Source organism: Pseudoalteromonas sp. B62 (assembly GCF_037162565.1).
GTDB classification, from domain to species: Bacteria; Pseudomonadota; Gammaproteobacteria; order Enterobacterales; family Alteromonadaceae; genus Pseudoalteromonas; species Pseudoalteromonas fuliginea.
In genome coordinates, this window is sequence record NZ_JARLVB010000002.1 from 2,518,069 (window position 1) to 2,532,096 (window position 14,028).

General features: G+C 39.0%; 12 protein-coding genes and 2 pseudogenes. 3 read left to right on the forward strand and 11 right to left on the reverse strand.

Annotated features, from left to right (window positions below; genetic code table 11):
* Positions 1 to 388: 388 nt before the first annotated feature.
* Positions 389 to 1,459, forward strand: coding sequence for a hypothetical protein (locus P4S71_RS15880; protein ID WP_096793348.1), 1,071 nt, complete (start codon positions 389 to 391; stop codon positions 1,457 to 1,459).
* A 55-nt stretch (positions 1,460 to 1,514) separates the two neighbouring features.
* A pseudogene (locus tag P4S71_RS15885) lies at positions 1,515 to 2,575 on the forward strand (hypothetical protein).
* 67 nt (positions 2,576 to 2,642) lie between these two features.
* Here the strand turns inward: P4S71_RS15885 and ttcA are convergent.
* The 11 genes and pseudogenes from ttcA to ccoN form a co-directional block, all read right to left on the reverse strand.
* On the reverse strand, positions 2,643 to 3,557 hold the full coding sequence (gene ttcA, locus P4S71_RS15890; protein ID WP_033028310.1) for a tRNA 2-thiocytidine(32) synthetase TtcA: 915 nt from the start codon (positions 3,555 to 3,557) through the stop codon (positions 2,643 to 2,645).
* A gap of 157 nt (positions 3,558 to 3,714) precedes the next feature.
* Positions 3,715 to 4,647 (reverse strand): universal stress protein UspE, encoded by a 933-nt coding sequence (gene uspE / locus P4S71_RS15895; RefSeq protein WP_337150985.1) that lies wholly within the window; start codon positions 4,645 to 4,647, stop codon positions 3,715 to 3,717.
* A gap of 103 nt (positions 4,648 to 4,750) precedes the next feature.
* Positions 4,751 to 5,488 (reverse strand): FNR family transcription factor, encoded by a 738-nt coding sequence (locus P4S71_RS15900; protein WP_007375303.1) that lies wholly within the window; start codon positions 5,486 to 5,488, stop codon positions 4,751 to 4,753.
* A 42-nt stretch (positions 5,489 to 5,530) separates the two neighbouring features.
* A pseudogene (locus P4S71_RS15905) lies at positions 5,531 to 6,200 on the reverse strand (sulfite exporter TauE/SafE family protein).
* Entirely contained in the window at positions 6,193 to 6,360 is a 168-nt protein-coding gene (gene ccoS, locus P4S71_RS15910) for a cbb3-type cytochrome oxidase assembly protein CcoS (protein ID WP_002963071.1), read from the reverse strand. The pseudogene P4S71_RS15905 and the gene ccoS overlap by 8 nt, the downstream one beginning before the upstream one ends.
* Entirely contained in the window at positions 6,357 to 8,732 is a 2,376-nt protein-coding gene (locus P4S71_RS15915) for a heavy metal translocating P-type ATPase (RefSeq protein WP_337150986.1), read from the reverse strand. Before P4S71_RS15915 ends, ccoS begins: the two co-directional genes overlap by 4 nt.
* Positions 8,733 to 8,740: 8 nt before the next feature.
* Positions 8,741 to 9,232 (reverse strand): FixH family protein, encoded by a 492-nt coding sequence (locus P4S71_RS15920; protein ID WP_096793345.1) that lies wholly within the window; start codon positions 9,230 to 9,232, stop codon positions 8,741 to 8,743.
* Positions 9,233 to 9,380: 148 nt separating this feature from the next.
* Positions 9,381 to 10,415 carry a cytochrome-c oxidase, cbb3-type subunit III gene (gene ccoP, locus P4S71_RS15925; RefSeq protein WP_007375299.1) on the reverse strand — a complete coding sequence of 345 codons (1,035 nt, stop codon included), beginning with the start codon at positions 10,413 to 10,415 and terminating at the stop codon, positions 9,381 to 9,383.
* The gene (locus P4S71_RS15930; protein WP_024597380.1) at positions 10,412 to 10,597 is read right to left on the reverse strand and encodes a CcoQ/FixQ family Cbb3-type cytochrome c oxidase assembly chaperone; all 186 of its coding nucleotides are present in this window, start codon (positions 10,595 to 10,597) and stop codon (positions 10,412 to 10,414) included. Before P4S71_RS15930 ends, ccoP begins: the two co-directional genes overlap by 4 nt.
* Before the next feature lie 6 nt (positions 10,598 to 10,603).
* Positions 10,604 to 11,278, reverse strand: coding sequence for a cytochrome-c oxidase, cbb3-type subunit II (gene ccoO / locus P4S71_RS15935; RefSeq protein WP_033016430.1), 675 nt, complete (start codon positions 11,276 to 11,278; stop codon positions 10,604 to 10,606).
* Positions 11,279 to 11,290: 12 nt separating this feature from the next.
* Positions 11,291 to 12,724 carry a cytochrome-c oxidase, cbb3-type subunit I gene (gene ccoN / locus P4S71_RS15940; protein ID WP_002961515.1) on the reverse strand — a complete coding sequence of 478 codons (1,434 nt, stop codon included), beginning with the start codon at positions 12,722 to 12,724 and terminating at the stop codon, positions 11,291 to 11,293.
* Between the two features lie 342 nt (positions 12,725 to 13,066).
* On the opposite strand from ccoN, the gene P4S71_RS15945 reads away from it, so the two are divergent.
* On the forward strand, positions 13,067 to 13,498 hold the full coding sequence (locus P4S71_RS15945; protein ID WP_337150987.1) for a hypothetical protein: 432 nt from the start codon (positions 13,067 to 13,069) through the stop codon (positions 13,496 to 13,498).
* Positions 13,499 to 14,028 lie beyond the last annotated feature (530 nt).

Genomic DNA, 14,028 nt, shown 5'->3' on the forward strand with positions numbered 1-14,028 from the left:
TTAACAATTATCGTTTTGTTAACCCATTAATAAATGTGAAATAAATTATTTCCCAACACAAATGATAATAAAATGTTGCATTTTAGTGGTTTGTTCCTAATACTGTTGAATGCCTGAGCTGACAAGCTCAAGTACATTGAACATGAATACCTTAAATATAAATAACCTGAGCTTTAGATAGTAAATCTATCTCAAACTGCTACTTCAGCGCCAACTGCGATTGCAACAGATCCACTACTGACGAGTGAATTAGCCTTGTTTTCACTGAAAATCGCTGGCTTAGAGAAAAACAAATTTGACTATCATTGTGGTTCAATATGTTAGTAAATCTATTAGTTAGAGTTGAGGTTAAATAGTAAATATAAAACACACCACATTAAGGAATTGTATGAACAACAACAAACGCACACACAAACTAATAAAACCAAGCCATTTACTTGGTGCGGGACTCGCTATGTTAATGAGTTTTTCCGCAGCGAGTAAAGATTACAAAATTATATTAATTCATGGCTTACAAGTGTCGCAAATAACAAATAAATCAGGCAGTGATGTTGTCAATGATGGTGAAACATATTGGCAATCGTACTGGAGTAATCGCGCTGACGAACGCATTGATTGGCCTTCATACGAGCGTGTAGAGGGTAAAATAGCCACTGATTGGGTTTGGCCTAAGTTGAAACAAATTTCGCGTTCTAATTTGTGTAACGATGGCTGTGTGCTTGTAACTCATTCTACAGGTGACTTAGTTGCACGCCATATTATTGATAATCAAGAAAACTGGTTAGAAAACGCGGGGCTACAACCGCTTAATATTGTTGCTACGTTTGATTTGGCAGGGGCTGGCGGTGGAAGTGAGCTCGCTGATATTGCAGTGAGTGCATTAACCGGTGCTTCATGGAACTTTGCGATAGATGCTGCACTCAAATGGTGGTTAGGCAGCGATGTAACGCAAGCAATTGGTGTATTACACGATTTAAAAGTAAATAATGCACGTAAAATTTCACCATTTCCTGACGCACGCACACCACGCTTACGTTTTGTTGCTGATGGTAATGCATACTTAGGCCTAACGGGTGGTTTTTTAAGAGGTAACGATGACTCCGTTGTAGCATCACACTCATCATGTGGGGCAAGTTCTGTAGGATCGTTTGGAAGCTGTAGCCGCAGTATCGATACAGATGGACAGTTAGATTCACAAGGCGATGCAGTAACAAGCTTTATGCCAAACCATTATCCTATGATGATGAGTGATAGCTATAGCCACAATGAAATTCATAATGCACAACGCAAAGGTAATGTAACTATTGCGATGAATAATGTGAATGTTGATGGCCAAAACGTAGGTTTTAATACGTTTGATGAATCAACAGGTACTTGGTTTTGGAAAAAACAATACCGGTACATAAAGGATTCTAATAATTTAAGTGCATCGGCGCTTATTTATAATGTGATTCCATAATATAAAAGCGTGCAGTTACTAACTGCACGCTTTATGCAGGATATGAATATAGCCTATGAAAAAATTTTATCTGATCACTTTAATCATTAGCGTTGCTTTATTTGTGCTGTGGTTTACAAATAATAATGACTCAAAAAAACTGGATGAGACAGAAAAAAACCAATATCAAAGTCTCTTAGTGCCCCAAATACAGATCCTGTAAAAGTAATAGCCATTGATGTACCTAAAGTAAAAAAAACACCATCTAAACAACAAATTGCTTTTAATGAAGATTTAACAAAAGCAGCTGAACAAATAGTTATGCAATACGAAAGTGCACTTAAATTTCCTCCTTATTCTCAACCGTTGAGCACATTAGATGAGGATCGTCTAAAGCCAAACCAGTTTTATCCGGTATCGAGCCCAATTGACGAAACTGGCTCTGCGCTTACGTTAAGCCTTGAGCAGTATCGTTTTGTATACCCAGAAGAAATAAGGTTAAACGTAAGCGCGCAAGGGCTCGGTAAAGTGGTGGTTGAGCTGGCAAATACAGACACAAAAGAGGTATTAAATACTCATACTGGCAGTGCACACGAAGGAGAGGCGAGTATAACGTTTAAAGCTAAAGAAGATTATCCTCGTAGTTTACAATTGTTTGTAGAGGCTGATGTGGCAGGTAAAAAAGTACCCGTAGTTGCGCAAATTCAATATATGCCACCAAGTGCAACCTTAATTGGCTTTAATACAGCCTATGCACAAAATGAAAATATGCTTATACCAGCAAATCTAACCGTCATAAAAAGCGGTTTATATCGGGTGAGAGCTAATTTATATAATGGTGATACACCACTAGCTCATTTAGTATCAAAGAAGAGGTTAACGCAGGGGAGTCAAACACTTAATCTAAAAGCTCACTGGTCTGTATTACCACAAGGTATTACAGAAATGCGCTTAAGTGACTTTGTTGTTGAGAGAATGTCACCAAGCCCAGGTGAGCGAAACAGCTTTGGGAATAGTGAAATAAGTCAATTTGATATTAACGATTTTTCGTACGATAGCTTGCAGCAATTACCCTATCAGGCTAATGCACAAGAAAAGCTGAGCTTGGAGTTTTTACAAGGCTTAGCTGAGAGTTGAAAATAGAGCGTAATACTAAATTGGTAAATTATAAGAGTTTGTATATAAATACAAACCCTTAAATTAGTTAGCTTAGATTTATAGTAACAACACTTGGCGTTTCTTGTTCATCAAGTTCATTAGTAACAGGCACTTTAGGAATGTCGGGTTTATCAAGGGCGATATCACCACCATTAATTACTTCACCGGTTTGTAAATTTTTAAAATCAAATAGATCAGCATCGGCCAAATGCGAAGGAACTATATTTTGCATTGCAGTAAAAATGCTTTCTATACGTCCTGGGTGCTCAGCATCCCATTTAGCGAGCATCGCTTTTGTATGTTTACGTTGTAAGTTTTCTTGCGAGCCACATAAATTACAAGGAATAATAGGGTAACCTTGTGCAAATGCGTATTGGGCTATATCGGTTTCTCTGCAATATGCAAGCGGGCGAATAACCATGTGCTCACCGTTATCACTCATTAATTTAGCGGGCATACTCTTTAGTTTACCGCCGTAAAACATATTTAAAAACAAGGTTTCAATCATGTCGTCGCGATGATGGCCAAGCGCAATTTTTGTAGCACCTAGCTCTTTTGCTGTGCGGTATAAAATACCACGACGTAAACGAGAGCAAAGTGAACAGGTTGTTTTCCCTTCAGGAATAATATCAGTAACAATACTGTAAGTATCTTCTTCTACAATTTTGTATTCAACATTTAATTTATCAAGGTATTGGGGCAATACATGCTCAGGAAAATCTGGTTGTTTTTGATCAAGGTTTACAACAACTAGATCAAACTTTATTGGTGCAACACGTTTTAAATGCTGCAGCATTTCAAGCATTGTATAGCTGTCTTTGCCACCTGATAAACACACCATTATACGGTCACCTTCTTCAATCATATTGAAGTCCATAACGGCTTGACCAGTTTGGCGACGTAAACGCTTTTGCAGCTTATTTAAGTTAAATTGAGCTTTAGCTTGATCTGAGTGTGACAATTACGCCCCCTAGTAAAACAATGCAGCAAAGTTATTTGCTAAAAATAAAGGGGCGTATTATACCCAAACCACCTGAATATGCGAGTTTAGGATGTAATTAAACGCGGTATTTTTAGCAAGTAAGGTACGTGCTGTTATTTGCTAAAATATTTTTTGGTTAATCTAGCTTTTTTGCCAACGGGCTTACGTAACCATCGGGTTTAAGTGCCAATACATCGCAGTCAAGGCTATCAATTACATGCTCTGCAGTATTACCTACAAGTGCTGCACTTAAACCTGTACGACCTACAGTACCAATAACAACCAATTCACTATTTAATCGCTTAGCCACATCAGGAATTACATCCTCTGGTAAGCCTTCTTCAATAAAACATTGTTCTTGGCTTAAATTAAATTCAGCGGCAAGTTCATTGGTTGATTCGTGGTGATGTTTTTTAACTGATTCGTTATAAAGTCCAGGGTTAAACTCAGGGATTTCGATAGCGATATTAACGGGGGTTGCAGGGTAGGCATTAACTAAATTGAGTGTTGCATTGGCGAGTCCACATAAAAATTGTGCATCTTCGATAACTCGTTTATTAAGTGCTACATGTTCTTCGTTTTCACTAACTGCATTTACAGCAGCTAAAATATTTCCGTTTGCTGGCCATGCCATTTCTTTTACAAACAATACCGGAGCTGGGCATTTACGTACTAAGTGCCAATCTGTAGGGGTGAAAATAACGGATTTAAGTGCACCATGTTGATGTGTGCCTTTAATTACTAAATCGTACTTTTCATCAATTACGGCATCAATAATAGCTTCATAAGGGCGGTTATGCCATACAACTTGAGTTTCAATACTTATATCTTTGTAGGGAGAAACCAAATCACTTAGCCATAGTTCGCGGTCTTTAACAACAGCGTCGCGCATAGCTTCTCGTTCATCGCCAGAGAGCATTGTGGTCATTTCATAAGAGAAGTCATAAACCGTCATAAAGGCGGTAATACTTGCGCCAGATTTCTTAGCTAAATCTATTGAACGTGCTAAACCGTGTTGATCGTCTTTGGTAGGGTCAATAACTGCAATAATGCGTTTAATAGTGTCCATGTGCTACTCCATTTACTTAACGGGTGTATTTTTAGTGTAACGTAAATACAAAACAGTTAAAGGGGTAGCACATAAATTGTTGTTCTAAATCAAACTATTTTATTTAGCAAGATTTAACAATTGCTGCGGCTTTAGCTAATGCATTGTTATCTAAAATAGTAATAAATTTACCTTCTACTTTAATTAAGTCAGCTTTTTGAAAACGGCTTAATAAGCGGCTAATAGTTTCTACGGTAAGGCCTAAGTAGTTACCTATTTCACCACGAGTCATGGTAAATCTAAATTCTTTACGCGAAAAACCACGCTCGCCAAAACGCTCTGACAGGTTATAAATAAAACTAGCTAAGCGTTCTTCTGCTGATTTTTTATTAAGTAATAACAGCATTTCTTGATCGTATGTAATCTCACTGCTCATTAAACGCATAATTTGTTGACGAAGTTTTGGTAATTTACCAGCAAGTTCATCAAGTGTATCAAATGGAATTTCGCATACCATTGACGTTTCGAGTGCTTGCGAAAAGCTCTGATGCGCCATTTTGCTTATCGCGTCAAAGCCTACCAAATCGCCCGCTAAATGAAATCCAGTTATTTGCTCATCGCCTTGTTCTGATAGTGTATAAGATTTAAATGAACCTGAACGTACTGCATAAATAGCTTGTAAAGGGGCGCCTGATTCAAATAAGTAGTCGCCTTTATGGAGTGGTTTTTTTCGCTCAATAATTTCGTCAAGCTTATCCATTTCTTGGCCATTGAGTGAAAATGGCAAACACAATTGACTGATACTGCAGTTATTACAGCTAATAGCACAATTGCTTTTAGCGCGACTTTGAGAGAAATCCATATTTTAATCCGTTTTTAATTTTTATGCACGACGTTGTCTAGATTAGTGTACCAGCTTGTCGGTTGCAATAATCAATAAGTAGATACCATACCAAATTATAACACTGCCTAATACAATGCGAGTCCATGGATGGTTAATAATACTATTTAGCTTTTGTGCGGTGATACCTAAAGTGATCATTGCCGGAAAAGTACCTAAGGCAAAAAAGCATCACTAAAGCGCCATCTAAAGCACTTGGACTAGTCATCGCCCATGTAAGCGCTGAGTATACAAGTCCACAAGGCAGCCAGCCCCACAATGCACCGTAACCTAGGGCTTTAAAAGGAGAGTTAATAGGCATTAAATATTTATTTAGCTTAACAATGTGTTGCCATACCAAGGTTTTACCTATTTTCTCTAACCATTGCAGCGTAGGGCCCAAGCGCATTATATATACGCCAACGAGGAGCATAAAAATAGCTGCAATGAATGAAAGGGCTAAAGAAAAAGACGTATTTTGCCTAGCAAATTGACTACTAATACCAGCAACAAGCGCGCCTGCTGCCATGTAGCTCAGTGCGCGTCCAATATTATAGGCAAATGAATAGGTGAATGTTTTGCGTTTATCGCTTGCCAGTTGTAGTGAGCTTGCAATACCGCCGCACATAGCAATGCAATGGCCGCTGCCTATTAGCCCCATTAAAAATGCGCTGGTATAAAGAGGGTCAATCATTACTTTTATTATGTTGCTCTTTGTCATCTTCAAACAAAATACTATGACCTTGTTTGTTTAAATCAGAAAACTGCTCACTTTTTACGGCCCAAAAAAACACGCCAATAGCAATAATGACAAATAAAATGGCAATGGGGATCAAAATGTAAATTATGCTCATAACTTTAATAGCCTTAGTGAATTACTAATCACGATAATTGAGCTGGCAGACATGCCAATAACAGCCATCCACGGAGCAACTAAGCCTAATGCCGCCAATGGTAATATGGACGCATTATACAATAGAGACAGCGCAAGGTTTTGTTTAATAATACGCCGGGTTTGTTTTGCAACATTAAGTAAATGATCGATTGAAGCTAAATCGCTATTAAGAAGCACTACATCGGCGCTATTTTTTGATATGTCAGCACCTGTTTCCATTGCAATGGATAAATGCGCACTGGCAAATACAGGACTGTCGTTTACGCCATCGCCGACCATTGCAACTACTTCGTTTTGTGACGCCCATTGTTCAACGGCTGTTTGTTTATCTTGTGGCGAACATCCAGATTGCACACTTTCAAGGTTGAGTTGTTTAGCTACTTTTTGCCCAGCATCTGATGCGTCACCAGTTAACATATGGCACGTTAAATTTTGCGATTGAAGTGAGTCTATAAGCTTTTGAGCATCGTTTTTCACTTTATCAATAAAGTAAAAACGTGCAACAACTTGCTTATTAATATACAAGCTCGCTTGTGCATTTGATTTTTTGCTATCAAACCAACCACTTTTACCAATTGCGTAATGATTGTTTGCATCTTGTGCGCTAATTCCCAGACCTGGATGCACTTCAACGTTATCAAGGTTGTGGTGAGCAGGGGTAATTTCATCAAATGCGCTGGCGATAGGGTGTTCAGAATAACGCTCTAACATAGCTGCCATATCTAGCACTTGCGCTTTTGTGTATTGCTTATCGATTATATCCACTTCATCAAGGCTAAATTTACCTTGGGTGAGCGTGCCTGTTTTATCAAACGCAAATAACGTAATTTGTGAGAGTGTTTCGAGCACATGCGCTTGTTTTATCAACACGCCTTTACGAGTAAGTGTTGCAACCGCGCATGTAAGTGCGGTTGGTATCGCTAAACTCAGGGCACATGGGCAGGTAGCAACTAAAACCGAAATGGTGATCCAAAATGCGTGTTCAGGGTCAATTTGGTACCAGCCAATAGCTGTAAGTGAAGCAAATATAAGTAAAGACGCAATAAACCATTGCGCAACTTTATCTGTAATTTCAACCAGTTTAGGACGTTTAGTTAATGCGTTGTGTTGCAAGCGTATAATTTGATTTAAAAGCGTATTTTGGCCAATTTTATTAATTTTTATTTTAATAACGCCGTCGTGGTTAACGCAACCGGCATAGACATTGTGACCAATAAATTTAGTGACAGGCTGGTGTTCTCCCGTCATCATTGATTCATCAACCGTAGTTTTACCTTTAATAAGTTCGCCGTCGGCAGGGATTGTTTCACCCGCTTTAATGAGTACTACGTCATTAAGTTTTAGTTTTTTGGCTGCAATTATAAGTTCTTCACCACTGTCGTTAATGGTGCGGGCTGTTAATGGCAATAATTTTTGTAAGTTGGCAGTAAATTCGCTCGCTTTTAAACGCGCTCTAAATTCAAGGTACTTACCTAATAAAAGTAAAAAGGTAAACATGCACACAGATTCAAAATACACTTCGCCGACTTGCATAAATGTGGCGTAACAACTTGCACTAAACGCACCAAAAATAGCCAGTGATACGGGTAAATCCATATTGAGCTGTTTTGCTTTTAGTCCATTTATAGCATTGGTTAAAAAGGGGAGTGCACTGTATAAAATAACCGGAGAGGCTAGTACTAAGCTGATCCATCTAAAATACTGCTCAAAATTGCTGTCCATACCGGAGAACATGCCAAAGTACATGGCAAATGCAAACATCATAACTTGCATGGTCATTAAGCCTGCAACACCTAAACGGCGAATATAGGCTTTGGCGGTTTGCTGTTTTTGTTGTGCTTCAATATCTGATTGAAACGGGTAGGCTTTATAACCAATTTTAGCTAAGGAAGTAATAACTTCACTTAATGGGGTGCTGGTTTTATCCCATTGGATCATCGCGCGGTTGGTAGATGTATTTACATCAACCCGTTTTACAGTATTTAAGCTTAAGAGTTGTTTTTCGATAAGCCATGCACACGCTGCGCAGGTTATACCTTCAACGCTCAACAATACCTCAGAGATATTATCGTTAGTGGCTATAAATTCGTCTTGAATGTCTTCGTTGTCATAACTTTTTATAAATGCGAGTTGCTCAGGTACTAGCTGTTCGACTTTTCCAGCGCGAACTGTTCGGTATTTATAGTAGTCGGTCATACCTTGATCAACAATATTTTGCGCAACAGCTTGGCAGCCAATGCAACACATCGGCTGGGCTTTATCGTCAATGATAACGCTTGCGCTAAATCCGGTTGGCACACTTTCAAGGCAATGAAAGCAAAAGTTAGACATAGTAATGACTACTTATAGTTAGGATTAACTAAAACGGTTTCAGCCGTCGGTAGAACAATGTTCTCTTTTAGTTTCCAACTACCATCAATTGGCTCAATAAATACAGAATATGCACCCGCTGTGTACTCATCAAGTAATGCAGTAAACTCTTGATTGGCATTAGGCGTAAGTGTGGCTTCAAAGTCATGCGCTTTAATGGTGCGATGGTAAAACGAGAGCTTTAATACATGCACATTGCTGCTATCGCCTTTTGTAAATTTAAAGCTTACACGTTCATTAGTAACATTTAATTCGCCGTGTAAATAAAGTGCTTTTGCTTTTTCAAACTTGGTTAATTCTAAGTTTATTGCTTTCCCTTTTTTGTAGTAGTCGTCAACAACCATATCTGGGCCGTTACCTATCGCCGTAATAAACAAGCTAATACAGCCAATAATGGCAACTAACGGAAAAAAGATTAAAAACCAAGGCCAAAAATTTTTATACCACGGAGTAGGTTGCATAGTGTCTCTAAAATTAGTTTAGGAAGCGTTATTTTATAGGAATTATACGTAAAAGACTAAAAAAAGCCTCACAGTGGAGGCTTTTTTGATCTGGATTAATCTATTGAATTAAATAAATTAATTTATAAACATTTTATTAACCGCGTGCTTATTTATCTTGCGATAAACTGTAAACGTAGGCTGTTAATAAGTGAATCTTATCTTCACCTAAAATGTCTTTCCAAGCAGGCATTACACCAGCACGGCCGTGGTTAAGCGTTTCTTCAACAGCGCGTTGAGAGCCACCGTATAACCAAATGTTATCAGTCAGGTTAGGTGCGCCAAATGGTAGGTTATGTGCAACCGACCCTTTACCATCAGCACCGTGACATGCGGCGCACATTGCAAACTTAGCGGCACCTGCTGCTGCATCTTTTTGGTTAACAGTACGGCCAGAAAGGCTCAGCACATGTGCTGTCATTTCTTTAACGCCTTGCTCGCCAAGAGCTGGGCCCCAAGCAGGCATCGCTGCAATACGACCATTAAGCAGAGTTTCTCTAATTTTGTCTGGTGTACCGCCATATAACCAATCTTTATCAGTTAGGTTAGGGAAGCCAGTTCCACCACGCGCATCAGAGCCGTGACATTGCGCACAGTTTTGTGAGAATAAACGCTGACCAATTTCGATGGCTAATTGGCCATCTGTTTGCTCATGTTTGTCGCCATTTTTTAGAGCAACTTGCTGCGCTGCGTCACCTTCAAACTTAGAATTAACTAAATCTAAAACCGGCACTTGTGCAAGTCGGTTAAAAATAGGACCAAAGCGTTCTTCTGCGGCTTCGTACTCTTTATCGAGTTTAACAAAACGACCTTCAGCTTTGGCCTCTGCAACTGCTTTTTTAGACTCAGCTAAAGACGTAATACCTTGATTAGAACTAGTCCATTTACCTAACCCTTCCCAGTTACCTAAACCTGGGTAAGCTGCAAGGTAATATACTGACCAAATAAAAGTTGCGAAAAACATGTAAGTCCACCATTTTGGTAGTGGATTATTTAGCTCTTCAATGCCGTCAAATTCATGTCCACAGCTTTCACCTTCTTTTACGCCAGCATAGTTTTTTAAGTTCCAAACTAATAAGCCAAAGATGATGCATAAGCATGCAAGGGTTAATACAATAACCCAAATACTCCAAAAGCTAGTCATTTTTCAGACTCCTTTTCCTCGTTAGAGAGTGTGTTGTTATGTTTTTTTTCATCTTCGAAAATGGCATTAGCAGCGCTATCAAAACGATTTTTGCTACGCTTGCTGTATGCCCATACAACAATCACAATAAACAATACTAAAATTACCAGAGTCAAAATGCCTCTGTATGTTCCGTAATCCATAATAATTTACTTCAAGTGGGTACCAAGTTGCTGTAAATACGCGATTAGAGCTTGCATCTCTGTTGCGCCTTCGCCGTTATTCATAGCGTTAACTTTTTCAACATCAGCTTTAAGTTCTTCGTCGCTGCCATAACCTAGGCCCGGGTGTTTAGGGTTTTCTGGGTTAATAGCAAAAGTATCACGGAAAATTTGTAGTTTTTTCAGAGTCAGGCTTGTATCTACCTTATCCTCTGCTAACCAAGGAAAACCTGGCATATTCGACTCAGGAACCACGGCACGTGGGTCAACTAAGTGAGCATAATGCCAATCGTCCGAGTAACGTTTACCAACGCGAGCAAGGTCAGGACCAGTACGTTTAGAACCCCATTGGAAAGGGTGATCCCATACTGATTCGCCTGCTACAGAGTAGTGACCGTAACGCTCAACTTCATCACGAAAAGGGCGGATCATTTGTGAGTGACAGTTATAACAACCTTCACGTACATATATATCACGGCCTTCCATTTCTAAAGCGTTAAGAGGGCGTAGGCCTTCTACAGGTTTAGTTGTGTCGTCTTGGAACATTAGCGGAGTAATTTCAACTAATGCACCAAAGCTGATAGCAAAAACAGTCAGAATAGCCATAAGGCCAACGTTTTTTTCTACTATCTCATGTTTATTTTGTGAATTTTTATTGCTCATCATCTCACTCCGTTATGCTAATTGTGCTTGCGCGTCTAACTTCAGAGATTCTTTCTCAGCTGAAATTGTACGGAAAACGTTATAAGCCATAACTAACATGCCTGTTACGATGAATACACCGCCTACAAAACGCATGATGTAGAAAGGATGCGACGCTTCTAAAGACTGCACAAAGCTGTACATTAATGTACCGTCAGCATTCACTGCACGCCACATTAGACCTTGCATTACACCAGAGATCCACATTGCAACAATGTATAAAACAACACCTACAGTGTGTAACCAGAAGTGGGTATTAACCAATTTAACGCTATACATACGACCTTGCGCAAATAACGCAGGAATTAAGTGGTAAATAGCACCAATTGAAATCATAGCAACCCAACCTAGCGCACCTGAGTGTACGTGGCCGATTGTCCAATCTGTGTAGTGAGATAACGCATTTACAGATTTAATTGCCATCATAGGACCTTCAAACGTAGACATACCGTAGAAAGACAATGAAACAACTAAGAAGCGTAATACTGGGTCAGTGCGTAGTTTATGCCACGCGCCTGATAGGGTCATAATACCGTTAATCATACCACCCCAAGACGGCACGAATAGGATAATAGACATAACCATACCTAAACTTTGCGTCCAATCAGGAAGCGCAGTGTAGTGAAGGTGGTGAGGACCTGCCCAGATATATAATGAAATTAGTGCCCAAAAGTGAACTACCGATAAGCGGTATGAGTAAACTGGGCGACCTGCTTGTTTTGGTACAAAGTAATACATCATACCTAAGAAACCAGCAGTTAATAGGAAACCTACAGCGTTATGACCGTACCACCACTGGACCATCGCATCTACCGCACCTGCATAGATTGAGTATGATTTAGTTAACGACACAGGCACAGCCATGCTGTTTACAATATGAAGCACTGCAACAGTAATTATAAAGCCAGCATAGAACCAGTTAGCAACATAAATGTGCGACACTTTACGCTTGATTAAAGTACCAAAGAATACAATGGCGTAAACAATCCAAACCACAGCGATTAAAATATCGATTGGCCACTCAAGTTCTGCATATTCCTTTGAGCTAGTAATACCTAAAGGAAGCGTTATTACTGCTAATACTATAACCAGCTGCCAGCCCCAAAATGAAAAGGCGGCGAGTTTGTCTGAGAAAAGACGCGTTTGACAAGTACGTTGTACGACGTAATAAGACGTCGCAAAAAGTGCACTAGTACCAAATGCGAAAATTACTGCGTTCGTGTGTAACGGACGTAGTCGAGAGTATGTTAACCATGGTGTATCAAAGTTAAGTGCTGGCCAAGCTAATTGGGCAGCAATCAGAACCCCAATACTCATGCCAACGATGCCCCAAATCACTGTCATAATAGCGAATTGGCGTACAACTTTATAGTTATACTCAGTTTGTGATGCTACTGTTTGGCTCATTTTCTGGCTTCCGCTGCAATAAATGCGTTTAGAAATGAATTACCCACTTTTAAAAAGTGGGGCCTACTATTACTTCACAAGCATGTTACCTAAAACGTTCAAAGCATGAATGCTTCAGAAAACAAACTCGAGAAACCCTTAATTTTTGCGGGTGAAATGATAAATTTTTTGACCTAAAAAAGATAGGTCAATTACGTAATATTATGACATCAATCAAACTTTGTGAGCTTGTTGTTTATTTTTTGATACAGTTTGTGCCATATTTCGACTAATAGTAACACTCCCACTTGTTATTTATAGACCCGATTATTAGTATTCGCTTTTATTTACAGCGAGATTGTTATGCTTATATATAGATTACCCATATTTTTTGTAGCGTTTTTTTTATTAATAGCATGTGATTTTTCTGAAAAAAATGAAGCCCAGCTTCTAAAAACAACGCAATGTGATGCCAATTTACCATGTACTTTCCCAAGTGGTGTTAAAGTATGGTTAAGCAATTCTACACTTTCCCCCGAAACTCCATTTACAATTTTTAGTGAGCTACCAAACGGATTGCACATTACAGACGCAAAATTAAAAGGCGTTACTATGTATATGGGGTACATACCTCAACAGTTCATAAAAAAGGGTGGACTTTGGCAAAGCAACACTATGGTCGGTATTTGCTCTGAAAAGAATATGCTTTGGCGCTTGGAGCTCACAATACTTAATCAAACATCTTCAGTAGAACAAGTACTTAACTATGATTTTTATGTAACGACTAACATATAAAGTTACGATATTTAAATTAATTAGATCACCCAGAAGCGGTTTATCTTTCGAGATTGAATTTTCAGCAGAATGCACCGTTTTTAGGCAGCGTACGCCTGTGCAGTATTTTAATTTCAACCAAGCGGTGATAACGCAGTATAAATGCCAAACATGTGCCGCCCTATGAATTAGACCTAGGGGCGATTTCCCTTTGCAGCTCGCTTTTTTAGCCTGCATGGTTACAAATCTCGCGCCGTGATCAAATTCCATTACGTAGAACAAACTTAATTCTGCAAGGTCAACAGTCCTTAAAGCTTTTACATAAATTAGCACGTATTAAGTTTTTATTGATTGGGTAGGAACTTATTAAAGTGATGACGCAATTTATGACCTAACCTTGTTGATAGCCATTCCTAGTTTATATCCACAGTCCTACACTAAAGAATAAGTAATCCGATTTCAGGTTAAGCAAAGCCCAGTTCTGATCACTTGTAACTACTAGGCCAGCAAAAAACATTTTAAAGAGATATTTTGAACAGCGAGTATTTGGT

Excerpts from the sequence above, each read along its gene's own strand:
- P4S71_RS15880 (WP_096793348.1), top strand. The coding sequence starts at position 389 with ATGAACAACAACAAACGCACACACAAACTAATAAAACCAAGCCATTTA.
- uspE (WP_337150985.1), bottom strand. The coding sequence starts at position 4,647 with ATGGACACTATTAAACGCATTATTGCAGTTATTGACCCTACCAAAGAC.
- P4S71_RS15900 (WP_007375303.1), bottom strand. The coding sequence starts at position 5,488 with ATGGATTTCTCTCAAAGTCGCGCTAAAAGCAATTGTGCTATTAGCTGT.
- ccoS (WP_002963071.1), bottom strand. The coding sequence starts at position 6,360 with ATGAGCATAATTTACATTTTGATCCCCATTGCCATTTTATTTGTCATT.
- P4S71_RS15915 (WP_337150986.1), bottom strand. The coding sequence starts at position 8,732 with ATGTCTAACTTTTGCTTTCATTGCCTTGAAAGTGTGCCAACCGGATTT.
- P4S71_RS15920 (WP_096793345.1), bottom strand. The coding sequence starts at position 9,232 with ATGCAACCTACTCCGTGGTATAAAAATTTTTGGCCTTGGTTTTTAATC.
- ccoP (WP_007375299.1), bottom strand. The coding sequence starts at position 10,415 with ATGACTAGCTTTTGGAGTATTTGGGTTATTGTATTAACCCTTGCATGC.
- P4S71_RS15930 (WP_024597380.1), bottom strand. The coding sequence starts at position 10,597 with ATGGATTACGGAACATACAGAGGCATTTTGACTCTGGTAATTTTAGTA.
- ccoO (WP_033016430.1), bottom strand. The coding sequence starts at position 11,278 with ATGAGCAATAAAAATTCACAAAATAAACATGAGATAGTAGAAAAAAAC.
- ccoN (WP_002961515.1), bottom strand. The coding sequence starts at position 12,724 with ATGAGCCAAACAGTAGCATCACAAACTGAGTATAACTATAAAGTTGTA.
- P4S71_RS15945 (WP_337150987.1), top strand. The coding sequence starts at position 13,067 with ATGCTTATATATAGATTACCCATATTTTTTGTAGCGTTTTTTTTATTA.